This is a genomic window from Agrococcus sp. GW821-FHT14H11 (assembly GCF_058803545.1).
The window spans coordinates 111,625-137,072 of sequence record NZ_JBXAPA010000001.1; the positions used below are offsets into that span (position 1 = coordinate 111,625).

The 25,448-nt window shown below is 73.8% G+C and carries 18 protein-coding genes and 1 riboswitch; of the genes, 11 read left to right on the plus strand and 7 right to left on the minus strand.

Features of this window, described 5'->3' with window-relative positions; genetic code table 11:
- The first annotated feature begins 28 nt into the window (after nt 1-28).
- Nucleotides 29-529 carry an SRPBCC domain-containing protein gene (locus tag AC1RNL_RS00610; protein ID WP_492934143.1) on the plus strand — a complete coding sequence of 167 codons (501 nt, stop codon included), beginning with the start codon at nt 29-31 and terminating at the stop codon, nt 527-529.
- On the opposite strand, the gene AC1RNL_RS00615 is transcribed toward AC1RNL_RS00610, so the two are convergent.
- Nucleotides 526-1,413 (minus strand): bifunctional methylenetetrahydrofolate dehydrogenase/methenyltetrahydrofolate cyclohydrolase, encoded by an 888-nt coding sequence (locus tag AC1RNL_RS00615; RefSeq protein ID WP_400532027.1) that lies wholly within the window; start codon nt 1,411-1,413, stop codon nt 526-528. The genes AC1RNL_RS00610 and AC1RNL_RS00615 overlap by 4 nt on opposite strands.
- Nucleotides 1,410-2,741 carry a serine hydroxymethyltransferase gene (gene glyA, locus AC1RNL_RS00620; protein WP_364195286.1) on the minus strand — a complete coding sequence of 444 codons (1,332 nt, stop codon included), beginning with the start codon at nt 2,739-2,741 and terminating at the stop codon, nt 1,410-1,412. The genes AC1RNL_RS00615 and glyA overlap by 4 nt, the downstream gene beginning before the upstream one ends.
- A 38-nt stretch (nt 2,742-2,779) precedes the next feature.
- Nucleotides 2,780-2,858: riboswitch (ZMP/ZTP riboswitch) on the minus strand.
- A gap of 102 nt (nt 2,859-2,960) precedes the next feature.
- On the opposite strand from glyA, the gene AC1RNL_RS00625 reads away from it, so the two are divergent.
- The 3 genes from AC1RNL_RS00625 to AC1RNL_RS00635 are packed head-to-tail and all read left to right on the plus strand — an operon-like array spanning nt 2,961 to nt 4,644.
- Nucleotides 2,961-3,731 carry an SDR family oxidoreductase gene (locus AC1RNL_RS00625; protein ID WP_492934144.1) on the plus strand — a complete coding sequence of 257 codons (771 nt, stop codon included), beginning with the start codon at nt 2,961-2,963 and terminating at the stop codon, nt 3,729-3,731.
- A gap of 29 nt (nt 3,732-3,760) precedes the next feature.
- Nucleotides 3,761-4,273 carry a DinB family protein gene (locus AC1RNL_RS00630; RefSeq protein ID WP_246990402.1) on the plus strand — a complete coding sequence of 171 codons (513 nt, stop codon included), beginning with the start codon at nt 3,761-3,763 and terminating at the stop codon, nt 4,271-4,273.
- An 11-nt stretch (nt 4,274-4,284) separates the two neighbouring features.
- Nucleotides 4,285-4,644 carry a DUF5655 domain-containing protein gene (locus AC1RNL_RS00635; RefSeq protein WP_492934145.1) on the plus strand — a complete coding sequence of 120 codons (360 nt, stop codon included), beginning with the start codon at nt 4,285-4,287 and terminating at the stop codon, nt 4,642-4,644.
- Nucleotides 4,645-4,776: 132 nt separating this feature from the next.
- Here AC1RNL_RS00635 and AC1RNL_RS00640 read toward each other — a convergent pair whose 3' ends face one another.
- A complete protein-coding gene (locus AC1RNL_RS00640; RefSeq protein WP_492934146.1) occupies nt 4,777-8,286 on the minus strand; it encodes a proline dehydrogenase family protein in 3,510 nt (1,169 codons plus the stop codon).
- A gap of 139 nt (nt 8,287-8,425) precedes the next feature.
- On the opposite strand from AC1RNL_RS00640, the gene AC1RNL_RS00645 reads away from it, so the two are divergent.
- On the plus strand, nt 8,426-9,316 hold the full coding sequence (locus AC1RNL_RS00645; protein WP_492934147.1) for a LysR substrate-binding domain-containing protein: 891 nt from the start codon (nt 8,426-8,428) through the stop codon (nt 9,314-9,316).
- Nucleotides 9,317-9,322: 6 nt separating this feature from the next.
- Here AC1RNL_RS00645 and AC1RNL_RS00650 read toward each other — a convergent pair whose 3' ends face one another.
- The gene (locus AC1RNL_RS00650) at nt 9,323-10,540 is read right to left on the minus strand and encodes an MFS transporter (RefSeq protein WP_492934148.1); all 1,218 of its coding nucleotides are present in this window, start codon (nt 10,538-10,540) and stop codon (nt 9,323-9,325) included.
- A gap of 62 nt (nt 10,541-10,602) precedes the next feature.
- On the opposite strand from AC1RNL_RS00650, the gene purU reads away from it, so the two are divergent.
- Both purU and AC1RNL_RS00660 read left to right on the plus strand, forming a co-directional pair.
- Nucleotides 10,603-11,451 carry a formyltetrahydrofolate deformylase gene (gene purU / locus AC1RNL_RS00655; protein WP_492934149.1) on the plus strand — a complete coding sequence of 283 codons (849 nt, stop codon included), beginning with the start codon at nt 10,603-10,605 and terminating at the stop codon, nt 11,449-11,451.
- A 134-nt stretch (nt 11,452-11,585) separates the two neighbouring features.
- The gene (locus tag AC1RNL_RS00660; RefSeq protein WP_492934150.1) at nt 11,586-14,849 is read left to right on the plus strand and encodes an ExeM/NucH family extracellular endonuclease; all 3,264 of its coding nucleotides are present in this window, start codon (nt 11,586-11,588) and stop codon (nt 14,847-14,849) included.
- Nucleotides 14,850-15,114: 265 nt separating this feature from the next.
- Here AC1RNL_RS00660 and AC1RNL_RS00665 read toward each other — a convergent pair whose 3' ends face one another.
- On the minus strand, nt 15,115-16,995 hold the full coding sequence (locus AC1RNL_RS00665; protein WP_492934151.1) for a helix-turn-helix domain-containing protein: 1,881 nt from the start codon (nt 16,993-16,995) through the stop codon (nt 15,115-15,117).
- A gap of 138 nt (nt 16,996-17,133) precedes the next feature.
- Between AC1RNL_RS00665 and AC1RNL_RS00670 the strand changes: the two genes are divergently transcribed.
- From AC1RNL_RS00670 to AC1RNL_RS00680, 3 genes are read left to right on the plus strand one after another with little or no spacing between them, the layout of a single operon-like run.
- On the plus strand, nt 17,134-17,952 hold the full coding sequence (locus AC1RNL_RS00670) for an N-acyl homoserine lactonase family protein (RefSeq protein WP_492934152.1): 819 nt from the start codon (nt 17,134-17,136) through the stop codon (nt 17,950-17,952).
- 10 nt (nt 17,953-17,962) lie between these two features.
- Nucleotides 17,963-18,382: an FmdB family zinc ribbon protein gene (locus tag AC1RNL_RS00675; RefSeq protein WP_492934153.1), complete on the plus strand. Its 420-nt coding sequence runs from the start codon at nt 17,963-17,965 to the stop codon at nt 18,380-18,382.
- Complete coding sequence (locus AC1RNL_RS00680) at nt 18,379-19,485, plus strand: alcohol dehydrogenase catalytic domain-containing protein (protein WP_492934154.1); 1,107 nt, start codon at nt 18,379-18,381, stop codon at nt 19,483-19,485. The genes AC1RNL_RS00675 and AC1RNL_RS00680 overlap by 4 nt, the downstream gene beginning before the upstream one ends.
- 91 nt (nt 19,486-19,576) lie before the next feature.
- On the opposite strand, the gene AC1RNL_RS00685 is transcribed toward AC1RNL_RS00680, so the two are convergent.
- Together AC1RNL_RS00685 and AC1RNL_RS00690 are read right to left on the minus strand one after the other, a co-directional pair.
- Nucleotides 19,577-23,143: an error-prone DNA polymerase gene (locus tag AC1RNL_RS00685; RefSeq protein ID WP_492934155.1), complete on the minus strand. Its 3,567-nt coding sequence runs from the start codon at nt 23,141-23,143 to the stop codon at nt 19,577-19,579.
- Nucleotides 23,144-23,321: 178 nt separating this feature from the next.
- Entirely contained in the window at nt 23,322-24,878 is a 1,557-nt protein-coding gene (locus AC1RNL_RS00690; RefSeq protein WP_492934156.1) for a Y-family DNA polymerase, read from the minus strand.
- Nucleotides 24,879-24,924: 46 nt separating this feature from the next.
- Between AC1RNL_RS00690 and AC1RNL_RS00695 the strand changes: the two genes are divergently transcribed.
- Nucleotides 24,925-25,448, plus strand: a 524-nt coding sequence (locus tag AC1RNL_RS00695) for a hypothetical protein (RefSeq protein ID WP_492934157.1), incomplete at its 3' end; no start/stop codon positions are given.

Genomic DNA, 25,448 nt, shown 5'->3' on the forward strand with positions numbered 1-25,448 from the left:
TAGGCTCGGCCGCACCGGAGGGAGCCACATGCCCATCACACCGACCGGCACGGTCGTGCGGCACGGCGACGCGGCCGAGCTGGTGCTCGAGCGCAGGGTCGACCACGACGCGATCGCGGTCTGGCCGTACCTCGCGGAGTCGCGCGAGCTCAGCACCTGGTTCGGCGCCTACGTGGGCGACCCCGACTCCGGAGAGGTGGTGCTCGCGATGACCGCCGAGGAGGGCGACGCCACCCAGGCGGTCGAGATCCTCGACTGCGACGCCCCCGAGCACCTCGCGGTGCTGACCACCGACGAGCACGGCTCGTGGAGCCTCGAGGTCGAGCTCGTCGACGGCGGGCACGAGACGGGCTCGGGCACGACCATCCGCTTCACCCACCACGACGTGCCGGCCGCCTCGGTGCCCGACATCGCGGCCGGTTGGGAGTGGTACCTCGACCGGCTGGTCGCCGCGCTCGCCGGGCAGCCGATGCCCGACTGGGACGACTACTACCCGGCGCTGCGCGACGCCTACCGCGGCTCCGACTAGCGGGAGCGCACCGCCTGCTCCGCCATCTGCACGACGTTGTCGAGCAGCATGACGCGCGTCATCGGGCCGACGCCCCCGGGCACCGGCGACACCCACGCCGCGACCTCCTTGACGCCGGGGTCGACGTCGCCGAGCAGCTTCACCTTGCCGGTCTCGGCCGACAGCCCGCGCGTGATGCCGACGTCGAGCACCGCCGCGCCCGGCTTCACCCAGTCGGCCTTGATGAGCCCGGGCACGCCCACCGCCGCGACGACGATGTCGGCCTCGCGCACCTGCGCAGCCAGGTCGGGCGTGCGCGAGTGGCAGAGCGTGACGGTCGCGTCGATGCCCTTGCGGGTCAGCAGCAGCCCGAGCGGCCGCCCCACCGTCAGCCCGCGGCCGACGATCGCGACGGTCGCGCCCGCGATCTCGATGTCGTGCCGGCGCAGCATCTGCACGATGCCCGCCGGGGTGCACGGCAGCGGCGAGTCGATCGGGCCGTCGACGCCCAGTACGAGCTTGCCGAGGTTGATGGGGTGCAGCCCGTCGGCATCCTTCGCCGGATCCATGAGCGTGAGCATCGCGTGCTCGTCGTGGCCCGGCGGCAGCGGCAGCTGGATGATGTAGCCGGTCACCTCGCGCGCCTCGTTGAGGTCGCGGATCGCGGCCCGCACGTCGGCGCTCGACGCGCTCGACGGCAGGTCGACGCGGATCGACTCGATGCCCACCTCGGCGCAGTCGCGGTGCTTGCCCTTGACGTACGACTGGCTCGCCGGGTCGTCGCCGACGAGCAGTGTGCCGAGGCCGGGCGTGACGCCCTTCGCCTTCAGCGCGTCGACCCGCTCGCGCAGCTCCGCCTTGATGGCGGATGCGGTGCGGTTGCCGTCGAGGATCTGCGCGGTCATCGGTCGACGCTCGATCCGAGCTCGTGCACCACCTCGGGCTGCCCGGAGGGTCCGACGCCCGGGTAGAGCGGGAAGGCCTCGGCGAGCGTCGCGACGCGCGCGCGGAGCGACTCGAGGTCGGCGCCCGGCAGCAGCGCGAGCGCGATGACGTCGGCGACCTCGGTGAACTCCTCGTCGCCGAAGCCGCGGGTCGCGAGCGCCGGGGTGCCGATGCGGAGGCCGCTCGTGACCATCGGCGGGCGCGGGTCGTTGGGGACCGCGTTGCGGTTCACGGTGATGCGGATCTCGTGCAGGAGGTCCTCGGCCTGCTTGCCGTCGATCGCGGCATCGCGCAGGTCGACGAGCACGAGGTGCACGTCGGTGCCGCCGGAGCGCACCGAGATGCCCGCATCCTTGACGTCCTGCTGCTGCAGCCGCTCGGCGAGGATGTGCGCGCCGCGCAGGGTGCGCTCCTGGCGCTCCTTGAACTCCTCCGACGCGGCGAGCTTGAACGCGGTCGCCTTCGCGGCGATCACGTGCATGAGCGGTCCGCCCTGCTGGCCGGGGAAGACCGCCGAGTTCAGTTTCTTGGCGATGTCGGCGTCGTTCGTGAGGATGAAGCCGGAGCGCGGGCCGCCGATCGTCTTGTGCACGGTCGACGACACGACGTGCGCGTGCGGCACGGGGTTCGGGTGCAGGCCCGCGGCGACGAGGCCCGCGAAGTGCGCCATGTCGACCCACAGCAGCGCGCCGACCTCGTCGGCGATCGCTCGGAACTCGGCGAAGTCCAGCTGGCGCGGGTACGCCGACCAGCCGGCGATGATCACCTTCGGCTGGTGCTCGACGGCGAGGCGGCGCACCTCGGCCATGTCGACGCGGCTCGTCTGCTCGTCGACGCCATAGGCGACGATGTCGTAGAGGCGGCCGGAGAAGTTGATCTTCATGCCGTGCGTGAGGTGGCCGCCGTGGTCGAGCGAGAGGCCGAGGATCGTGTCGCCGGGCCGGGCGATCGCGTGCAGCACGGCCGCGTTGGCGGTCGCGCCCGAGTGGGGCTGCACGTTCGCGAACGCGGCGCCGAAGAGCGACTTCGCGCGCTCGATGGCGAGCGACTCGGCGACGTCGACGAACTCGCAGCCGCCGTAGTAGCGGCGGCCCGGGTAGCCCTCGGCGTACTTGTTCGTGAGCACCGAGCCGGCGGCCTCGAGCACCGCGACCGGCACGAAGTTCTCGCTGGCGATCATCTCCAGGTAGTCGCGCTGGCGGTCGAGCTCCTGCTGGAGCACCGCGGCGATCTCGGGGTCGACCTCGGTGAGAGGCGAGTTGAACGTGCTGGGCAGGCGGTCGGTCACGGATGCTCCTTCGCTGGTGCGCTGGCGCGCGTCGCTGGATGGGACGCCCAGGCGCGCGGCTCACGGTCGGCCGCTCCCCGGTGGTGCTCCACCTCTGCGCCAGTCACGGCCGCTCTCATGGTACTTGCGCGGGCCCGACGCGGGGGGCACGCTGAGCGGAGGATCCCTCGGGAGCGGCGCCGAGCCGCGGAGCCGCCCCGACCGGTGTGAGGAGCGTCCATGAGTGTCATCGACCTGACCGGCAAGGTGGCCGTCGTCACGGGCGGGGGCAGCGGCATCGGCCGCAGCATCTGCCAGCTGTTCGCGAGCCTCGGCGCGAGCGTCGTCGTGAGCGACATCGCGGCGACCGCCGAGGAGACGGCCGCGACCGTCGCGGGCGACGGCGGGACCGCATCCGCCATGGTCGGCGACATCGGCGACCCGGCCGTCGCCGACGCGGTCGTCGCGGCCGCCGTCGAGCGCTACGGCCGGCTCGACGCGCTCGTCAACAACGCGGGGATCATGGACCGCTTCGCCGGCGCCGCGGGGGTCGACGACGCGCTGTGGGACCGCATCCTGCGGGTCAACCTCTCGGCGCCGTTCTACCTCACGCGCGCGGCCCTGCGCGTGATGCTGCCGCAGGGCTCGGGCTCGATCGTGAACATCGCGAGCGAGGCGGGCATCCGCGGCGCGGCCGCCGGCGCCGCCTACACGGCGTCGAAGCACGGCCTCATCGGCCTCACCCGCAACACCGCGTACGTCTACGCCAAGCAGGGCATCCGCGCGAACGCGATCTGCCCCGGCGGCGTCGAGACGAACGTGATGACGCCCGACATCCAGCAGCACATCGACCAGGAGGGCCTCGCGGCGCTCACGCCCGTGCACCAGTCGGCGCAGCGCGTGGCGCAGCCGATCGAGCAGGCGAACCTCGCGGCGTTCCTCGTCTCGGACGCGGCGAGCAACGTCTCGGGCGCGATCATCCCGAACGACGGCGGCTGGTCGGCGGGCTGAGCCGCAGGGGCGCGTGGTTGGATCGCCGCGTGAGCCACGACCGCGTCCGCGCCCAGCTGCTCGAGGCGCTCGACGCCCAGCGCCGCCACATCCTCGCCGCCATCGAGGGGCTCGACGACGCGCAGCTGCGCACCCCCGCGCTGCCGTCGGGCTGGTCGCCCATCGGGCTCGTGCGGCACGTGACGCTCGGCTGCGAGCGCTACTGGTTCCACACGGTCATGGCCGGCGAGCCGCTCGACTACTGGCCCGTCGAGGACGCCGCGCTCGACGAGGGCCGGCCCGCCGACTGGCGCGTCGAGCCCGACGAGCCGACGGATGCGGTGGTGCAGGAGTACCGCGACGCGATCGCGCGCTCCGACCGGATCCTCGCCGCGCTCCCCCTCGACGCCGCACCGCGCATGCCCGACCCCGACTGGCCGGAGGCGGCGTTCGGCGACCTCGGCGCCGTGCTGCTGCACGTGCTCGTCGACACCGCGACCCACGCGGGGCACCTCGACGCCGCCCGCGAGCTGCTCGACGGCCGCCAGCACCTCGTGCTGTAGTCGGGCGCGGCATGCGGGCACCGGCGGCAGCGCTCTTCGCCGACGATCCGCGCGGCGCGGCGCTGCAGCGCGCGATCGCCGCCCGCGTCGAGGCGCTCGGCGAGGTCGAGGAGCGGGCGTCGAGGACGCAGATCGCCTACCGGCGCCGGCGCACGTTCGCGATCGTCTGGCGGCCCGGCATGGTCGTGCGCTCGGACGTGCCCGTCGTGCTGTCGATCGCGCTCCCGCGCCCCGACTTGTCGCGGCGCTGGAAGCAGGTCGCGCATCCGTCGCCGCGCGTGTGGATGCACCACCTCGAGGTGCGCGACGCGAGCGAGCTCGACGACGAGGTCGACGCCTGGCTGCGCGAGGCGCACGCCGCGGCCGCCTGACCTGCCGCATCCCGGCCCGCGCGGCCGCCGCCGGCTCCTCCGCGCCCGAACCCGCTCCATCCCGATTGGTCACTCGTTGCTGCCGGAGCGGGCTCCAGGCAGCAACGAGTGACCAATCGGCGGGCGGACGCGCTAGATGAGCGCGTCGGTGAGGTGGTTCGGCGTGCCGAAGCGGTGCGCCGTGATGGCGACCGCCTGCTCCCGCAGGAACGGCAGCAGCTCGAGCCGGCCCGACTCGGTCACCGGGTGGGCGACGATCGCGAGGTCGGGGCGGCCGTCGACCGCCTCCGCGAGCGCGCGCACGCCCTCGGCGACCGCGTCCTCGGCGGCCAGGTAGCGGATGCGGCCCTGCGCGAGGCGCTGCGCCGAGACGCGGAAGGCCGCGTCGTCCTCGACCGCCACCGGGATGCCCGCCGCCGCGAGCGCCGCCCGCATCGCGGGCGCAGGCTCGACCGCGGTCGAGACGCGCACCTCGGCGCCGGCGCGCAGCGCCGCGGCGACCGTGCGCGCGAGCTGCGCGACGCGGCCGCCCTCGGCGAGGCGGATGGTGACGCCGGGCATCGGCAGGTGGCGCAGGATGTCGCGCTCGGCCGAGAGGCGCTGCACGTCGAGCGCGACGCCCAGCTCGCGCGACCACACGTGCTGGTCGGAGCCGGCCGCGCGCCGGACTGCGGCGGCCTCGTCGGCCGTCACCGACGCATCCGCCGACCGCGCGAGCGACTCGGCCGCCTCGACGACGACACGCACGCCCTCGTGTTCGAGGGGCGCGAGCTCGCGCGCCTGCGAGGGGCGCCAGTCGACGAGGGGCATGAGGTAGCTGGGGCCGCCCGCCTTGGTCGTGGGGCCGACCACCGAGCGCTTCCAACCGCCGAAGGGCTGGCGCTGCACGATGGCGCCCGTGATGCCGCGGTTGACGTAGAGGTTGCCCGCCTCGACGCGCTCGAGCCACGTGCCGATCTCGGCCGGGTCGAGCGAGTGCAGGCCGGAGGTGAGGCCGTAGTCGACCTCGTTCACGAGCGCGATCGCCTCCTCGAGCGTCTCGACGCGCATGATGCCGAGGATCGGGCCGAAGTACTCGGTGCGGTGGTACTCGCTGCCCGGGCGCACGCCTGCGCGCACGCCGGGGCTCCACAGGCGCCCCTCCTCGTCGAGCCGCTCGGGCTCGATCACCCACTGCTCGCCCTCCCCGAGCGCCGTGAGGCCCTCGAGCAGCTTGCCCTCCGCGGGCGCGATGATCGGGCCCATCTGGGTCGTCGCATCCCACGGCTGGCCGACGGTGAGCGAGCGAACGCCGTCGACGATCTGGTTGTGCAGGCGGCGCGAGCGGCCGGCCTGCCCGACCAGGATCGCGAGCGACGCCGCCGAGCACTTCTGGCCCGCGTGGCCGAAGGCGCTCGCGACGATGTCCTTCGCGGCGAGGTCGTAGTCGGCCGACGGCGTGACGATGATGGCGTTCTTGCCGCTCGTCTCGGCGAGCAGCTGCAGGTCGGGGCGGATGCGCCGGAAGGCCTGGGCGGTCTCGAAGCCGCCGGTGAGGATGACGCGGTCGACGCGCGGGTCGCCGATCAGGCGGTCGCCGAGGCTGCGCTCCCCCAGCTGCACGAGCTGCAGCACGTCGCGCGGCACCCCGGCCGCCCAGAGCGCCTCGACCATCACGGCGCCGCTGCGCGCGGCGACGCGGGCGGGCTTGATGATGACGGATGCGCCGGAGGCGAGGGCGGCGAGCGTCGAGCCCGCGGGGATCGCGATGGGGAAGTTCCACGGCGGGGTGACCGCGATGAGGCGCGACGGCACGGCGACCGCCCCGTCGACCCGGTCGAGGTCGCGGGCCCGCTCGGCGTAGTAGTGGGCGAAGTCGATGGCCTCGGAGACCTCGGGGTCGGACTGGGCGAGGGTCTTGCCCGCCTCGGCCGCGGCGACCTCCATGAGGTCGGCGCGGCGCGCCTCGAGCTCGCGGCCGGCGCGGTGCAGGATCTCGGCGCGCTCGTCGCCCGAGAGCGCCCGCCAGGCGGCGTTGGCGGCGACGGCCGTCTCGATCGTCCGCTCGAGCTGCGCGGCGTCGTGCAGGGTGCTCTCGGCGACGAGGTCGACGCCGAGCCGCGAGTGCTGGGCGCGCTCGCGGATGCCGGCCGCCCACGCCTGGTTGGCGGGCAGCGACGGGTCGGAGTCGGGCGCGTTGCGGAAGCCGTGGGCGAGGCCCTCGGCGACCGGCTGCGTGCGGTCCTGCACGCGGTGCGTCGCGGGCGCGGGGGCCGCGAGCGCATCGAGCGATGCGAGGAAGCGGTCGCGCTCGCGCTCGAAGAGGTGCTCGTCGCGCGCGAGCTCGAACACGGCCGACATGAAGTTCTCGCGGCTCGCGCCCTCCTCGAGGCGGCGGATCAGGTAGGCGATCGCCACGTCGAACTCGGCCGGGTGCACGACGGGCGTGTAGAGGAGCAGCCCGCCGACGTCGCGGCGCACGACCTCGGCCTGGCCCTGCGCCATGCCGAGCAGCATCTCGAACTCGAGGCCGGAGCCCGAGCCCGCGCCCGCCTCGATGCCGCGCTGCTTCGCCAGCAGCCAGGCGAAGGCGACGTCGAAGAGGTTGTGGCCGGCGACGCCGAGCCGCACGGCGCGCACGCGCTCGGGCGTGAGCGCCCACGCGAGCACGCGCTTGTAGTGGGTGTCGCTGTCCTGCTTCGTGTGCCACGTGGCGAGCGGCCAGTCGTGCAGCGACGACTCGACGCGCTCCATGGGGAGGTTCGCGCCCTTCACGAGGCGCACCTTGACGGGTGCGCCGCCGGCGGCGATGCGCTCGGCCGCCCACGTCTGCAGGCGCTCCATCGCGGGCATGGCGTCGGGGAGGTAGGCCTGCAGCACGATGCCGCCCTCGTACGACTCGAGGCCCTCGGTGGCGAGGATCCGCGTGAAGACCGCCATGGTCATCTCGAGGTCCTTGTACTCCTCCATGTCGAGGTTGATGAAGGTGCCGGTCGCGTGCGCGCGGCGGTAGAGCGGCAGCAGGCGCTCGACGACCTCCTCGACGGCGGCGTCGAAGGCCCACGGCTGGTGCGGCGCGGTGGTGGCCGAGACCTTGATCGAGACGTAGTCGACGTCGGGGCGCTCGATGAGCGCGAGCGTGCCCTCGAGCCGGCGTGCGGCCTCGCGGTCGCCGAGCACGGCCTCGCCGAGGAGGTTGACGTTGAGGCGGGCGCCGGTGGCGCGGATGCGCGCGATCGCGGCGCCGAGGCGGGCGTCGGTCGCGTCGATGATGAGGTGGCCGACCATCTCGCGCAGCACCCGGCGCGCGATGGGCACGACCACCTGCGGCGCGAGCGGCGCGACGCCGCCGCCGAGCTTGAGCGCCTGGCGCATCGGCCAGGGCAGGAAGGCGGGTGCGGCGCCGGCGATCTCGCGGAGCGTCAGGGCTGCGACGTGCACGTCCTCCGGGCGCACGACGCCGTCGACGAAGCGCACGGCGAAGTCGAGGCCCTTCGGGTCGCGCAGCACGCCGGCGAGCTGCTCGGCGCTCGCGTCGGCGGGGATGCGCTCGGCCTCCTCCAGCCACGTGCGCACCTGCGCGACGATGGCGGGCGCGAGCGCGCGGAGGCTCTCGAGCTCGCTCGCGTGGTCGGTCTCGGCGGGGGTGGCGGCTGCGCCCATGCGGCTGCCCTCTCTTCAACTCGTGCTGCGAGCGCGCGAGCGCGCGCCGCGGCAAGTCTGCACCCGCCGACCCATCGCGTACAGTGACGGTTCACGACGGATACCCGTCGCGATCGACGATGCTTTCGAGGGAGGGCCGATGCTCGACATCCGTCGCCTGCGCCTGCTGCGCGAGCTGCGCCTGCGCGGCACGATCGCCGCCGTCGCGACCGCGCTCGCCTACGCGCCGAGCGCCGTCTCGCAGCAGCTCTCCGCGCTCGAGCGCGCGGTGGGCGTGCCGCTCACGCGCAAGCAGGGGCGGCGGCTCGCCCTCACCCCGCAGGGCGAGCTCCTCGCCCAGCACGCCGAGGGCATCCTCACCGCCCTCGAGGCCGCCGAGCGCGCCGTCGCCGCCTCGCTCGGCCGCCCGGTCGGCACGGTGCGCGTGGCGGTGTTCCAGTCGGCGGCGCTCGGACTCGTGCCGCAGATGCTGCGGATCCTCGCCGGCACGGCGCCAGAGGTGCGCGTCGAGATGGTGCAGCGCGAGCCCGAGACGGCGCTCTACGACACGTTCGTGGGCGACTTCGACCTCGTCGTCGCCGAGCAGTACCCCGGGCACGCGGCACCGCAGCACGCGGGGCTCGACCGGCGGCTGCTCATGACCGACGCGCTGCGGCTCGCCGTGCCGCCGGGCAGCGGCATCCGCTCGCTGGCCGACGCCGCCGGGATGCCGTGGGTGATGGAGCCAGTGGGCGCCGCCTCGCGCCACTTCGGCGAGCAGCAGTGCCGAGTGGCGGGCTTCGAGCCCGACGTGCGCTTCGCGACCGCCGACCTGCAGGCGCAGATGCGGCTCATCGAGACCGGCCACGCGGTGGGCATCATGAACGACCTCACGTGGGCGGGCACGCCCGTGCGCTTCCGCATCGTCGAGCTGCCGGGCGCGCCCCGCCGCGAGGTGTTCACGGCCGCCCGCGCGGCCTCCGACGGCAACCCGGCGATCGCGGCCGTGCGGGCAGCGCTGCAGGAGGCGGTGCCCGCCGGCCTCGCGTGAGCGCGGTCAGGCCGCGAGCGGCCGCCGGTGCGACGTGAAGCCGATGAGCACGAGGCTGATCGCGACCGCCGCGAAGAGCACCCACGGCAGCGCGCCGGGGCCGGCCGCGTCGTAGACGATCGCGCCGAGCAGCGCGCCGCCGCCGATGCCGGTGTTGAAGCCGGTCGTGTACCAGGCCATCGCCGGCTGCAGCAGCCGCTCGGTCGAGGCGTGCAGCACGCGCGTCTGCAGCAGCGGCGGCAGCGCCCCCATCGCGAGCCCCCAGACGAGCACGGCGGCGATCGTCAGCGGCAGCGCGGTCGAGAGCACGAGCACGAGCATCGTCGCGAGCATCAGCACCATGCACAGCACGACGCCCGCGAGCGCTCGGCGCCCGAGCCACAGGGTGAGCGCCACGATCGCGAGCGCGCCCATGAGGCCGTAGGCGAGCAGCGCGGGGCTGAGCCACGCCTCCGGCAGGCCCGCGTGCTGCACGAGGAACGGCGCGATGAACGTGTAGAAGGCGTACTGCCCGGTCATCGCGAGGGTGGTCGAGACGACCGCGACGACGATGCCCCGCACCGACTTGTCGGGGTCGGCCACGGGCACGGCGATCGAGCCCGTCTCGGTCGTCGCGACGTCGGCGAGGTGGTCGACGGCCGGCAGCACCCGCCACACCGCGAAGGCGGCGACGAGGCACGCGACGCCCAGCACCGCGAACGACGCGCGCCACCCGACCGCCTGGCCGAGCAGCGTCGACAGCGGCAGGCCCAGCACGAACGCGAGCGAGCCGCCCGCGCTCGTGATCGCGACAGCCCGCCCGATCTGCTCCTTCGGCACGAGGTAGGCGGCGTACGCGCCCACCACCGTCCAGAAGACGCCGTGCGCGAGGCCGCCGACGATGCGCGTGGCGACGACCCACTCGTACGAGGGCACGACGGCGCCGGCAGCGGTGGCCGCGGCGAAGACGAGCAGCACGCCGATGACGAGCCGGTGCCGGGGCAGCCGTCGCGTCAGGCGGATGAGCGTGGTCGACGAGGCGACGACCGTGAACGCGAAGACCGACACGAGCAGGCCGATCGCGCTCTCGGAGACGCCGAGGTCGCGGCTCATCGGCAGCACGAGGCCCATCGGCAGCATCTCGACCGAGATGTTCACGAAGATCGCGAGCGCGAGCACCAGCAGCGCGGCCAGCGGGAAGGGCCGAGCCGCCTGGTCCCGGCCGGTCGCCGCCTGCTCGCTCACGACCGTCGAGCCTACGCCTCACCGGGATCCGGCGGCGCTCGGCGCCTCGTAGACTCGATCGGGTGAGCAACCACTGGATCCTGTCGTTCGTCTGCGACGACCGACCGGGCATCGTGCACGCCATCTCGGGCGCGATCGTCGCATGCGGCGGCAACATCACCGAGTCGCAGCAGTTCTCCTCGGCCGACACCGACCGCTTCTTCATGCGCCTGCAGGTCGAGGCCGAGGCCGACCGCGGCGAGTTCGAGGCGACGCTCGCACCCGTCGTCGAGCAGTACGGCATGCAGTGGCAGCTCGACGACGTCGGCCGGCCGCTCACGACGCTCGTGCTCGTGTCGAAGGCGGCCCACTGCCTCAACGACATGCTCTTCCGCCAGCGCGCGGGGCAGCTCTCGGTCGACATCCCGCTCGTGCTCTCGAACCACCCCGACCTCGGCTCGCTCGCGGCGTTCTACGACGTGCCCTTCGAGCACGCCCCGGTGACGGATGCGTCCACGAAGGCCGCGTTCGAGGCCCGCGTGCTCGAGGTGGTCGAGGCCGAGGGCATCGAGCTGGTGGTGCTCGCGCGCTACATGCAGGTGCTCTCCCCCGAGCTGTGCGAGGCGCTCGAGGGCAGGATCATCAACATCCACCACTCCTTCCTGCCCGGCTTCAAGGGCGCGAACCCCTACCGGCAGGCGCACGCGCGCGGCGTCAAGCTCATCGGCGCCACCGCGCACTTCGTCACGAGCGACCTCGACGAGGGGCCGATCATCGAGCAGAACGTCGTGCGCGTCGACCACACGCAGACGCCCGCGCAGCTGGTCGCGATCGGCCAGGACGAGGAGTCGCGCACGCTCTCGCGCGCCGTGCAGTGGTTCGCCGAGGACCGCGTGCTGCTCGACGGGCAGCGCACCATCATCTTCCGCTGACGCCGCCCCCCGCGCGTCCGGCGCGAGGCGACCCTTGCGCGGTTCGTCACCGGATGTTCAACTAGGGCACCGGCGCGCCGTCAATGGCGACGGCTAGCGTCGGGGTCGTCCCAGCACCTCAACGGAGTGGATCCATGCGCGCACGCACCCTGCTCGGCACCTCGACGGTCGCCGCGCTCGCCCTCACCGGCATCGTCGCCTCCCCGGCTGTCGCCGCGGAGCATCCGGTCATGAACGAGTTCTCCGCCAGCACGACGGGCACCGACGTCGAGTACATCGAGGTCCTCGCCGCCCCCGGCGCCGACCTGAGCGGGCACTCGCTGCTCGAGATCGAGGGCGACTCCGGCTCACCGCTCGGCCAGGTCGACGGCGTCTGGAGCCTGCCGACGCTCGACGCCGGCGGCCGCGGCCTGCTCTCGCTCGCGGCGAACGATCTCGAGAACGGCACGCTGACGCTGCTGCTCGTGCAGGGCACGATCGACGCCGGCGTCGACATCGACACCAACGACGACGGCACGATCGACGACGCGATCGCCATCACGGTCGTCGACGGCATCGCCGTGAACGACGGCGGCGCCGGCGATCTGACGTACGCAATCACGCTCGGCGTCGCCTACGACGGCGCCGAGTTCGCGCCGGGCGGCGCGAGCCGCGTGCCCGACGGCACCGACACGGATGCGACCTCCGACTGGGTGCGCAACGACTTCGACCTGGCGGGCATCGAGGGCCAGACGGGCACACCGGCCGCAGGCGAGGCGTGGAACACGCCCGGCGCCGCCAACGAGGCCTTCGTGGCCGAGGAGCCGCCGGCCGACCTGACCTGCGAGTCCGCCACGGTCGCCATCGGCGCAGTGCAGGGCAGCGGCGACGCGACGCCGGTCGTCGGCGAGACCGTCACCGTCCGCGGCACGGTCGTGGGCGACTGGCAGGCCGGCGGCTTCGACGGCTTCACGCTGCAGGACGCCGGTGATGGCGACGCCGCGACGAGCGATGGCATCTTCGTCTACGCGCCCGGCGCCGCCGAGGTCGCGGCCGGCGACGTGCTGGTCGTGCGCGGCACCGCCGCCGAGCACTTCGGCATGACGCAGCTCACCGACGCCGCGTTCCTCGACTGCGGCGACGGCGCGCTGCCCGAGCCGGTCGCGCTCACGCTGCCGGTCGACTCGCACGAGGTCACCGAGAGCATGCTCGTGACGCTGCCGCAGACGCTCTCGATCCTCGAGTACTTCAACTACGGCCGCTTCGGCCAGGTCGTCGTCGGCACCGACCGCCAGTTCCAGCCGACCGCGGTCGCCGACCCGGGCTCGGCCGAGGCCGCGGCCATCGCGGCCGCCAACGCCGAGCACCGCATCACGATCGACGACGGCCGCTCGTCGCAGAACCCCGACCCGGCCATCCACCCGGCCACGCTCGAGGAGTTCACGCTCGCGCACTCGTTCCGCGGCGGCGACACGATCACCGGCATCACGGGCGTGCTCGACTGGCGATTCGACACCTGGGCCGTGCAGCCGACCGAGGCCGGCGCCTACCAGGCGGTGAACGAGCGGCCCGCGGCACCCGAGATCGCCGGCGCCTCGCTCGAGGTCGCCTCGTTCAACGTGCTGAACTACTTCACGACCCTCGGCAGCCGCGGCGCTGAGACCGCCGAGGAGTTCGACCGCCAGGAGGCGAAGATCGTCGCCGCGATCGAGGAGCTCGACTCGGCGATCGTCGGCCTGCTCGAGATCGAGAACAACGACGGCGTCGCGCTCGAGACGCTCGTCGCGGCGCTCAACGAGGCGGCCGGCAGCGCTCGCTGGGCCGGCATCGACACCGGCACGATCGGCACCGACGAGATCACCACGGCGCTCATCTACCAGCCGGCGCTCGTCTCGCCCGAGGGCGCGCACGCGGTGCTCGACTCGAGCGTCGACCCGCGCTTCGACACGGACAAGAACCGGCCCGCGCTCGCGCAGTCGTTCCGCGACCTCGCGACCGACCGCATCCTCACCGTCGCCGTCAACCACCTGAAGTCGAAGGGCTCCGCGTGCGAGGGCGACACGGGTGAGCCCGAGCAGGGCAACTGCAACGACGTGCGCACTGCCGCCGCCGCCGCGCTCGCCGACTGGCTCGCGACGAACCCGACGGGCGCCGAGGCCGACGGCTCGCTCATCATCGGCGACCTGAACGCCTACGACCACGAGGACCCGATCACCACGCTCGAGAGCGCCGGCTGGGACGACCTGCTCGAGCGGTTCCAGGGCGAGGAGGCGTACACCTACGTCTTCGACGGCCAGCTGGGCTACCTCGACTACGGCCTCGCCGACCCCGCGATGCTGCCCTTCGTCGCGGGCGCTGCCGCCTGGCACGCGAACGCCGACGAGCCGAGCATCATCGACTACTCGATGCGGTTCAAGAAGGACGCCCAGGACGCCCTGTTCGCGCCCGACCCCTACCGCGCGAGCGACCACGACGCCGTCGTGATCGGCATCGACTGGGAGGCCGCGCCGCCGCCCGAGACGGTCGTCGAGACCTTCGCGGGCGTCGACCGCTACGACACGAACGCGCAGGTCTCGGCCGCGACGTTCGCACCGGGCGCCGACGTGCTGCTCGCGTCGGGGCAGCTCTTCCCGGATGCGCTGGCCGCAGGCCCCGCAGCCGCGAGCGTCGACGCGAGCCTGCTGCTGACGCGGGCCGACACGCTGCCGGCGGCGACGGCGGCGGAGCTCGAGCGGCTGCAGCCGGGCACCGTGACGATCATCGGCGGCACGCCGTCGGTCTCGAGCGCGGTCGTCGAGCAGGTGCTCGCGATCGTGCCCGGAGCGACGATCGAGCGCATCGCGGGCGAGAACCGCTACGAGACCGCGGCGATGATCGCGCAGCGGTACTTCCCGGCAGCGACCACGGCATTCATCGCGAGCGGCCAGGTGTTCGCCGACGCGGTCTCGGCCAGCGGCACCGCAGCGGTGCTCGGCGACGTGCCGGTGCTGCTGACGCCGCAGGCGCACGCGCACGGCGCGACGATCGCGACGATCAACACGATCGGGGTCGAGTCGGCGACCGTGCTCGGCGGCGAGCCGTCGGTCTCGGACGCGGCGCTGCGCGCCTACCGCGGCACGGGCATCACGGTGACCCGCCTCGCGGGCGCCGACCGCTACGCGACGAACGCCATGCTCGTCGCGACGTTCATCACGCCCGGCGACGACCAGGCGATCGCGGTGGCATCGGGACGCAATTTCCCCGACGCCCTCTCGGCCTCGATGGTCGCGGGTGCGCACGGCGCGCCGGTGCTGCTCGCGGTCAACACCTGCGTGCGGCTCTCGGTCGAGGAGCAGATCGCGGCCCTCGCCCCGACCGCGGTCTACAACGTCGGCGGCCTGCCGACGCTCGACGCCGAGGCATGGCGCACCAGCTGCTGAGCTGACGCCGCGGGCCCGCGCTCGATCCTCAGGGCAGGGCGCGGGCCCGCGGCGTGCGCGGCGACCGCGAAGGGCCGGCCGCCGCCCGCTCGGCTCGCGCCGGCCGAGCGGCGCTCCCCCGCCGGCCGTCGCTCCGCCCGGCTCTAGGCTGGCAGCGTGACCCGAGCGAGCCTGCTGCTGACCGCCGACCGCGCGCTCGTCGAGGGCGTGCTGGTGCCGCCGGCGTGACGCCATCCAGGCTGAACGTCGTCATGGCTGCGAAGGACTACCCCTGCCGCGCGAGCGACCACATCCGCAGCGCGAAGTGCAGATCCAGGAACCGCGAGGGCGAGCGCCAATCGTCGCCGAGCAAGGTGCCGATGCGTTCGAGTCGCTGCCGCACGGTGTTGGCATGCACGTGCAGGGCCTCGGCGGTCCCTGGCACATGCCGCCCGGACTCGGCGAAGGTCCACGCCGTGGCGGTGAGCTCGGTGCCGTGCGCCGCGTCGTACTCCTCGAGCGGTCGGATCGCTTCCAGCGGTGACGGGAGCGAGGGGTCCCGGTGCAGCGCCTCGGCCATCAGCCCCACCACCCCGATCTGCTCGCCGTGCGCGGAGCGTCCGCGTGCGCCCAGGGCCGAGAGCGAGCGCAGGGCGAGCCCGGCGGCACGGTGCGCAGCGGGGATGCGCTCCGCATCGGTGACTGCGGATGACCAGCCGGCGTTGATCCCGCGGGATTCGACATCCAGCAGCGCGGCGAGCCTCGCCCCGGCCGCATCGGGTGCCAGCACGCACAGGTGGTCGCCGTGCAGCGCGACGACCGCCTCCTGCTGCCTCGTGCCGTCGCGCAGCGCATCCGCCAGAGAGGCGACATCGGCGTCGAAGGTCTCGATCGTCACCAGCCGGTAGGGCGTGCCCCGCGACATCGCTCGCACGATGGCCTCGCCGCGCACCAGCTCGACCTCTCGCCCACCCCGCACCAGCGCCTCGATGACCGCGCGATCGCGATGCCTGCGGTCGACGCGCTCTGCGCGGCCGAGCAGCAGGATGATCCCCAGGAACACCGCGACCCGCTGCAGCCGCGGCAGCAGCCGCTCGGCGAGCGGTCGATCGACGACGACGGTGCCGAGCAGCTCACCCTCGGCGAGCGCGCAGGCGACGGTCACGCCGGCGACGACCGCCGGCCTGCCCGTGCCTCGCGCCGCGCTGATCGCCTTCGGATCCACCCGGCCGGCCAGACGCAGCAGCGAGTCCGCGGGCGCATCCTCGTCATCGCCGTCGCTGTCCTCCACGAGCGGCATGCCCTCGGCGTCGAGCAGCGCCACGCCGGCGCCGAGCAGCTCACGGACTCTGCGGGCGAAGAGCTCGAGATCGCCGCCGGCCAGCAGCGCCTCCAGCAGCCGTGCGTCGAGATCCAGGACCTCGTGCAGGTCGACCATGCGCTCCTCATCGGCATCCTGCCTGGCGTTCAGACGAGCGAGCGCCGCGGTCACCTCCTCGAAGCGGCGCGCGTTGTCGAGCGCGACGCTCGCGTGGCGCGAGAGCGTGTCGACGATGTCGACGGTGGCCTCCGGGTAGGTGCGGCTGCTCCGATCCGCGATGAGCAGGGCGCCGTGCACGAGCGAGCCGAGCGTCAGCGGCACCGCCAGGATCGAGCGCACGCCCTCGGCCCGCACCAGCTCATCGATGTGGTCGATGTGGGTGAGCGCATCATCGGTGAGGTAGTCGCTCGTGGTGACGATCTCCCTGCCGGTCGCGGCCCTGCCGAGCACGCCGTAGCCGATCGGCATCCGCAGGGTGCGGTAGCCCTCCGTGCGCACGCCGTCGGACTGACGGATGTAGGTGGTGTCGGCGGTGTTCAGCGCGATGTAGGCCATGTCGGAGCCCGTCAGCAGCCGGGTGCGACGCACGATCTCGTGCAGCACGCCCTCGACGTCGCGGCGCTCGGTGACGTCGACGGCGATGGCCGAGACGGCTCGCAGCAGCTCCTCGCGGCGGACGCTGTCGGCGAGACGACGTGCCAGCCGGCGCAGCAGACGCACCGTCTCCGAGCGCAGGCTCATCGCCGACTCGAGCACCTCGTCGAAGCCGGCCGGATCCGCGTCGGCCAGCAGGCGGCGCAGCGCGGCCTCGACATCGACCACCGCCGATCCCCTCGTCTTGCTCATGGGCGCAACTCCATCATCCGATCGAATCACTGGTATCTCACACCATAGGCCGAGACTGCATCGCGCCCTAGCGTGATGGCCACGCGCCGACCTCGAGCACCATCGCTCGCGAGCGGCCTGAACCACGAGGAGTCAACGATGACCGAATCCCCGATGAAGCTGCACATCCTGTCCACCGGGATCATGGAGTGCGACCACACCTGGCTGCTGCTCCAGGCTGGGAACACCATCACCGACCGCCATCACAAGCAGAAGCCCGCCGCCTGGGGCGAGTGCCCGACGCACGCGGTGCTCATCGAGACGCCGGAAGGGCGCGTGCTGTGGGACACGGGCGTGCCGCGCGACTGGGAGCAGCGCTGGGCGCCCACCGGATTCCAGGACTTCTTCCCCGTGCAGGAGGATCCTGCAGGCCCCGGCTACCTCGACACTGCGCTCGCCAGCCTTGAGCTCACGCCCGAGGACATCGACATCCTGGTGCTCTCGCACCTCCACTTCGACCACGCCGCGAACGCGAGGATGTTCGACAACGGCAAGACGCGCATCCTCGCCCAGTCCGATGAGATCGAGGGCGTCAAGACCATCACGGGCGAGTTCAAGGGTGCCCACCTGGTGTCGGACTTCGCGGATCTGCCGCTTGAGGCTGTGCACGGCGACCAGGAGATCGTGCCGGGCGTGAGCGTGATCTCCACCCCGGGCCACACCTGGGGCACGATGAGCCTGCGCGTGGACCTGCCGGAGGACGGCACGAAGATCTTCACCTCGGACGCCGTCTACCTCGGCGCCAGCTGGGGACCGCCGGCGATCGGTGCGGGCATCGTGTGGGACAGCGTGGGCTGGCTCGAGTCGGTCGAGAAGCTGCGCCGCATCCAGCAGGAGACCGGTGCCGAGATGATCTTCGGCCACGATGCCGAGCAGCGGAAGGGCCTGACCCTGGCACCCGACGGCTTCTACTCCTGAGGAGGCACGGATGATCCTCTATGACCTCAAGTGCGCTGACGGCCACCGGTTCGAGGCCGGCCTGCCCTCGATGTTCTCCGACAACCCGCGCTGCGCCTGCGGGGCGGGCACGAGTCGGGTGCCAGCCGCGGTGCGCCAGCTGGGCCAGGCCGACACCGGTCGTTCCCGCGACGAGATGCCCACCACGTGGCGGGGCATCCGACAGGGACACCCTGACGTGGTGCGCGGTTGGCACCGCGAGATGACCCGCCGGGAGCGGCTCGAGGAGCGCCACCCGGAGCTCGCCGGCGACCGCCGGCCGGTGCTCGCCCACGAGGGCGCCTTCGCCGGCAAGCCGCTGCGGGTCGGCGACCCGTTGGTCACGAAGGTCGCCCAGGCCACCTTCGGCACCACTGCATCGACCACCACGAGCACAGGAGACACGACATGAAGATCACCGGGGCGGTGCTGGAGGAGATGGGTCGCGAACGACCGTTCGCGAGCTCCACTCCGATCTCGATCAGCGAGCTCGACCTCAGCGAGCCCGGGCCGACCGAGGTGCTGGTGCGCATGGAGGCCGCGGGCGTGTGCCACAGCGACCTTTCGGTCGTCGACGGCAACCGGCCGCGGCCCCTGCCGATGCTGCTCGGTCACGAGGCCGCCGGCATCGTGGAGCAGGTGGGCGACCAGGTGGACGGCATCCGCCTGGGCGATCGCGTGGTGATGAGCTTCCTGCCGCGCTGCGGGCAGTGCAAGGAGTGTGCGACGGATGGCCGTCTCCCCTGCTCGGTCGGGTCGCGCACCAACAACGAGGGCGTGCTGCTGAGCGGCTCCACGCACCTGACGCGCGACGGCGAGCACGTCAACCATCACCTGGGCGTGAGCGGCTTCGCGACCCATGCGGTCGTGGATGCGGCGAGTGCCGTCGTGGTGCCGAAGGAGGTGCCGCCGCAGATCGCGGCCGTGCTGGGTTGCGCCGTGCTCACCGGTGGCGGCGCCGTGCTGAACGCGGCGAAGCCCGGGCCGGACGACTCGGTGATGATCGTGGGGCTCGGCGGCGTCGGCATGGCCGCCCTGATCGCCGCGGTCTCGCAGGAGGCCAAGGAGGTGATCGCCGTCGATATGCTGCCTGCGAAGCTCGAGCTCGCCACCCGGCTCGGCGCACACCGCACCTTCACGCCGGTGGAGGTCGCCGAGCAGGGCATCACCGCCGATCGCGTGATCGAGGCTGCCGGGCACCCCAAGGCGTTTGAGACCGCGGTGGGAGCGATCGGCTTCGGCGGCACCATGGTCACGGTGGGGCTGCCCGCCCCGACCGCGACCGCCACCATCGCGCCGCTGCCGTTGACGGCCAAGGCGCAGTCGATCGTCGGCTGCTACCTCGGCTCGGCCGTCCCGAGCCGCGACGTGCCCGAGTATGCGCGGCTCTACCTCGAGGGCAAGCTGCCGGTGGAGGCGCTCATCAGCCGCACGATCCGGCTCGAGGAGCTGAACGAGGCGATGGATCAGCTCGCCGACGGCGAGGCCGTGCGCCAGGTGATCCTGTTCGACTGACGCCAGCGCCCGCGGCCTCCCACCGCATCCGCGGGCTGAGGGGTTGCGTCCCCGTTGAGGTCAACTGGGACGCAACCCCTCGACCGGGCGCTCACCGGAAGTCGCGCGAGCCGCGGCTGGGCACGTCGAAGCGCTCGAGCCGGTCGGCGAGCAGCGCGATGACGCCCTCCTCGGTGCGCTGCAGCATGCCGCGGATGATGAGCGCCGGCGCGTGCCTGGCGACCTGCTTCTGGTTGAGCCACAGCCCCTTCGAGACGATCACGTTGAGCATGCCGGTCTCGTCCTCGATGTTCATGAACGTGACGCCCTGCGCGGTGCGGGGGCGCTGCCGGTGCGTGACGACGCCCGCGACGTGCACGCGCCTGCCCGGCTCGGCCCGGTCGAGACGCTCGATGGGCAGCACGCCGCGGCCGTCGAGCATCGCGCGCGCGTGCCGCACCGGATGGTCGTCGGGGGCGACGCCGGTCGCCCAGATGTCGAGCGCCACCTGCTCGGAGGCCGACAGCAGCGGCAGCAGCGGCACCTGCAGGCTCACCTGCGTGCCCTCGAGCTGATCCTCGCGCTCGGTCGAGGCCGGTCCCGCCAGCCACAGCCCCTCGCGGCGGTCGATGCCCAGGCCGTCGAGCGCCCCGGCGGTCGCGAGCGCCTCGAGCTCGCCCCGGTCGAGGTCGGCGCGGCGCGCGAGGTCGTGGATGTCGCGCAGCGGCGACGCCTCGCGGGCGGCGACGATGCGCTCGGCCGCCGCCTCGCCGATGCCGCTCACCTCCGCGAGCCCCATCCGCACCGCGAAGCCCGCGTCGCGGCGATGCCGCTCGCGCATCGCGAGCGTCTCGCTCGCGACCGCCGGCACCGGCGGCTGCTCGTGCGCGAGGCACGCGTCGTCGCCGCTCCGGTGCGCTCTGCCCGACTCCGCACCGGCCGTCAACCGGACTCCTGGTCCTGCAGACGTCTCAGCGCCCTGCCGGACCACAGGTCCGGTTGACGGGTGGGCGCCGGCGCCCGTGCCGTGCGGCTCGAGTCGGGCGCCGGCGCCCGTGCCGTGCGGCTCGAGTCCGGCGCCGGCGCCCGTCCCGTGCCGCTCGAGCCCCGCGGCGACGCCCGAGTGCACCACGTCGGGCCGCAGGGTCTCGACCCCGTGCCGACGCGCATCCGCCACCAGGGTCTGCGACGACCAGAAGCCCATCGGCTGGCTGCGCAGCAGGCCCGCGAGGAAGGCCGCCGGGTAGTGCAGCTTCAGCCAGGAGGAGGCGTAGACGAGCTTCGCGAACGCGAGCGAGTGCGACTCGGCGAAGCCGAAGCCCGCGAACGCCTCGATCTTGCGGTAGATCGCCTCGCCGGTGGCCTCGTCGATGCCATTCGCGGCCATGCCCGCGAAGAGCTTCGCGCGCAGCGCCTCGATGCGCTCCTTCGAGCGCTTCGACCCGATCGCGCGCCGCAGCTGGTCGGCCTCGCCGGCGTCGAAGCCGCCGACCGCGACCGACATCTGCATCAGCTGCTCCTGGAACAGCGGCACGCCGAGCGTGCGCTCGAGCACGGGCTGCAGCAGCGGGTGCGCGTACGTGATCGGCTCCTGGCCGCTGCGGCGGCGCAGGTACGGATGCACGGCGTCGCCCTGGATGGGACCGGGGCGGATGAGCGCGATCTCGATCACGAGGTCGTAGAAGCTGCGCGGCTTCAAGCGCGGCAGGGTGGCGAGCTGCGCGCGCGACTCGACCTGGAAGACGCCCACCGCATCCCCCTCGCAGAGCATGTCGTAGACGCCCGCCTCCTCGGCGGGCATGCTCGCGAGCGACCACGACTCCCCCGTGTGCTCGGCCGCGAGCGCCAGCGTGTGCGAGAGGGCGCCGAGCATGCCCAGGCCCAGCAGGTCGAACTTCACCAGGCCCATCCACTCGCAGTCGTCCTTGTCCCACTGCAGCACGGTGCGGTTCGGCATGCGCGCCGGCTCGATCGGGCAGACCGAGCCGACCGGCTCCTCGGTGAGCACCATGCCGCCGGAGTGGATGCCGAGGTGCCGCGGGGCGTGCAGGAACTCGCCCGCGAGCGACACAACGGGCTCGGGGATGGTGTCGACGTCGACCTTCGAGTACGACTCGACCGACTTCGACCAGGCGTTCTGCTGGCCGACGGCGTAGCCGAGCGCCTTCGCCGCGTCGCGCACCGCCGACTTCGGCCGGTAGGTGATGACGTTGGCGACCTGCGCGGCGTTGCGGCGGCCGTAGCGCTCGTAGACGTGCTGGATGACCTCCTCGCGGCGGCCGGCGTCGAAGTCGATGTCGATGTCTGGCTCCTCCTCGCGCATCATCGAGATGAAGCGCTCGAACGGCAGCCGGTAGCGGATCGGGTCGACCGCGGTGATGCCGAGGATGAAGCAGACGGCGCTCGCCACCGCGCTGCCGCGGCCCTGGCACAGGATGCCCTGCGCGTGCGCGAACTCGGCGATCTCGAAGACGATGAGGAAGTAGCCGGCGAAGCCCTTCTGCTCGATGAGGCCCAGCTCGTGCTCGAGCCGGGCGGCGACCTCGGCGCTCGGGCGCCCGTCGACGGCGTCGTAGACGCGCGGCAGCCGCTCGGCGACGAGCTCGCGCAACCAGCTCATCGGGGTGTGGTCGCCGGGCGCGTCGATGACGGGCAGGCGGGGGGATGCGACGCGCAGGTCGAACGCGAGGGCCCGGCCGAGCGCGGCCGCGGTGCCGACCGCGCCGGGGAACGCCCGGAAGCGGCGCGCCATCACGCTGCCGGCGCGCAGCGACGGCACGCCGCCCGCGGGCAGCCACGCGTCGAGCTCGTCGATCGAGCGGCGGGCGCGCACCGCGGCGACGGCATCGCCGAGCCGCTGCCGGGCGGGGCTCGCGATGTGCGCGTTGGTGGTCGCGACCACGGGCAGGCGGCGCTGCTCGGCGAGCTGCGCGAGCACCCGGTTGCGCTCGAAGTCGCGCGGGTCGCCGATGTCGCTCAGCTCGACCGCGACCCGGTCCGGGCCGAACAGCGACGTGAGCCGGTCGAGCTCGCGGCCCGCGGCATCCGCCCCGTCGGCACCGGCGCCGTGCCGCTCGAGCGCCTGCCGCACGCCGCCCTTGCGGCAGCCCGAGAGGATGAGCCACTCGCCCCGTGCGGTCTCGGCGAGCCGCTCGAGCTCGAAGATGGGCCTTCCCTTCTCGCCCGGGCCGTGCAGGTCGGTGGCGAGGTAGCCGTCGGTGAGGGCGGTGGCGAGCGCCGTGTACCCGGCGGGACCGGTCGCGAGCGCCACGAGGTGCGAGCCGTCGGGGTCGGGCACGCCCTGCTGCGGCGCCTCGAGGCCGAGCGTGAACTCGGTGCCGAAGACGGTCGGCAGGCCCGCCTCGGCGGCGGCCTCGGCGAAGCGCACGGCACCGTAGAGGCCGTCGTGGTCGACGAGCGCGAGCGCCTCGAGGCCGAGCCGGCGCGCCTCGTTCACGAGCTCGGCGGGGCTCGAGGCGCCGTCGAGGAACGAGTAGTGCGAGTGCGCGTGCAGCTCGGCGTACGGGGTCGCGGCGCCGGGCGCGGGCACGCGGATGCGCTCGCGGCGCGCGTCGTCGAGCTCGGCCGGGTGGGCGACCTTGCCGGCGCCGACGTCGCGGTCGGAGAGGATGGCCTCGAGCTCGCGCCAGGGCATCGCGGGGTTGTTCCAGCCGGCCATCGGTCACCTCCCCCGCTCATCCGCCGGTCGAGCCGCCCGCGCAGCGGTCGAGTCGAGACCGCCCGCCCGGCCCCAGGCGCCGTTCGTCGACCGGCTCCGTGTGCGCCCGACCGGATAGTCCGGTCGAGCGCGCACAGGACCGGTCGACGGACGAGCGCGGTCGGCCGACAGCGCGACGTCACGCATAGCGGCCCTCCGCGAGCCAGGCGCCGTCGGCCTGCAGCAGCACCCACGCCTCCCCTTCGCCGTCCAGGATCTGCACGCGGTGCACGACGTCGCCGAGGTCGCGGCGGCGGATGGGCCACGGCCCGGCCCAGGCGACGACGCGGCGGCGGGGCGCGGCGGGCGGGGAGAACACCGCGGGCGCCCCCTCGCGCACGTCGAGCGCCGCCGCCTCGACCGGCGCGCCCGCCGCGTCGAGCAGCCGCACCGGCAGCGGGGGCCGGAACACGACCGCCGGCCGGGGCGGCGGCAGCGCGCCGGGCCACGGGCCGGCCGCCTGCGCGGGCGCCGCGTCGCCCCAGGGCGTGAGCACGCCGCGCTCGGCGAGCAGCCGGCCGCCGCCGGGGGTCGCGGTGAGCACCGCCTCGCGGCCGAGCATGCCCTGCAGCCGCTCGAGCGCGTGCTTCGTGCGGTCGTCGATGTCGCCGCCGCCCCACAGCCCCGGCATGTGCTCGGCGTCGGCGTCGAGCCGCTCGGGCAGCGCCTGCACCTCGACGAGCGCCGAGCCGAGGTCGCCCTCGGTCAGCTGCCAGCGCATGCGGTCGACGATGTCGCCCGCGCGCAGGAAGCCGGGCTGCCGCCACAGCCGCTCGCTGACGCGGCCCTCCTCGCCGCGCAGCACGATGCGGATCTCGCTGCACACGAGCCGCTGCTCGGCCAGCTGCCGCACGAAGCGCTCGACCGGCTCGCGCACGGCGAGCGCGAGCTCCTGCACGCCCTCGATGCCCGGCTCGAACACGAGCCGCAGCGCCCGCTCCTCGCCGAGCCCGCTGTCGTCGACGCGGCGGTCGTCGCCGCCGCGGGCGCGGGTGAGGGCGACGAGCCCCGCCTCGCCGAACCGGTCGCGCACGCTGTCGTCGGGCAGCTGCGCGAAGCCGCCGAGCGTGTGCACGCCGAGCCGGTGCAGCATGCCGGGCAGCTCGTCGTCGCCGAGCACGCCCACCGGCAGCGGGCCGAGGAAGTCGCGGCTGCGCCCCGCCGGCACGATCGTCTCGCGGCCCAGCTGGGCGGCGAGCTCTGCCGTGAAGCGGTCGTCGGCGACGCCGAAGCTCGCCGAGAGCCCGAGCGGGTCGAGCGCGCCGCGCACCGCCTCGAGCGCCCGCGACTCCGACCCGTAGAACCGGCTGGCCCCCCGCATCCGGAACGCCAGGGCGCCGTCGCCGATCGGCTGGGCCGCCGGCACGACGGCGAGCACCGCGCGCACCACCCGCTCGAACGCGAGCGCCTCGCCCACCGGGTCGGCGGGGGCGAGCGCGAGCATGGGCGACGCGGCCTGCGCGTCGCGCACCCGCATGCCGACCCGCACGCCGTCGGCGCGGGCCTGCTCGTCGCACGCGACGAGGCGCAGCGCGTGCACGATCGCGCCGGGCGCGCCCTGCTCGCCGCCCGCGGGCAGCGCACCGGTCTGGCGCGCGACGACGACCGGCCAGTCGGGCACCCGCAGCACGCCCAGTCGACCGCCGCCCACCCGCGCGCGGGGCGGGGCGCTGCTGCTGGTCGTCTCGGCTGCCACACCCCATGATCGAACAGACGTTCGAATGCCGTCAAGCGGATGCGGCGTGTCGAGCAGGGCGGTCGGGGCCGGGCACGCCGAGGTGCGGGACGCGCCGCTGCGCGCCCCGCACCCGGGCTCCGGCTCACCGCATGGAGCGCACGCGGCGGGCGCCGACGAGCACCAGTGCGCCGAGCGCGAGCAGCGCGAGCGCCGGAGCGAGCATGTCGGTGCGCTCGGCGCCGGTGCGCGGCAGCTCGTCCTCCGAAGCGTCGGCCGAGACCTCGAACGAGGGTCGGTCGTCGACCGCACCCGCGGCCGCCCCGACGTCGCCCTCGAAGGCGGCACCGACATCACCGCCGCCGAAGGCGGCACCGACATCGCCATCGCCGAAGGAGGCACCGACGTCGCCGTCGGCATCACCCGCGTCGACATCACCGACGACGCCACCCGAGGCTCCGGCGTCTCCACCGGCCTCGCCGACGTCGACACCATCGAGCTCGATGCCGCCTCCGGCCCCGAGGTCGATGCCGCCATCAGTCGGAGCCTTGGGCGAGTCCGTGCCGCAGCCCGACGCCGATCCGCCCAGCG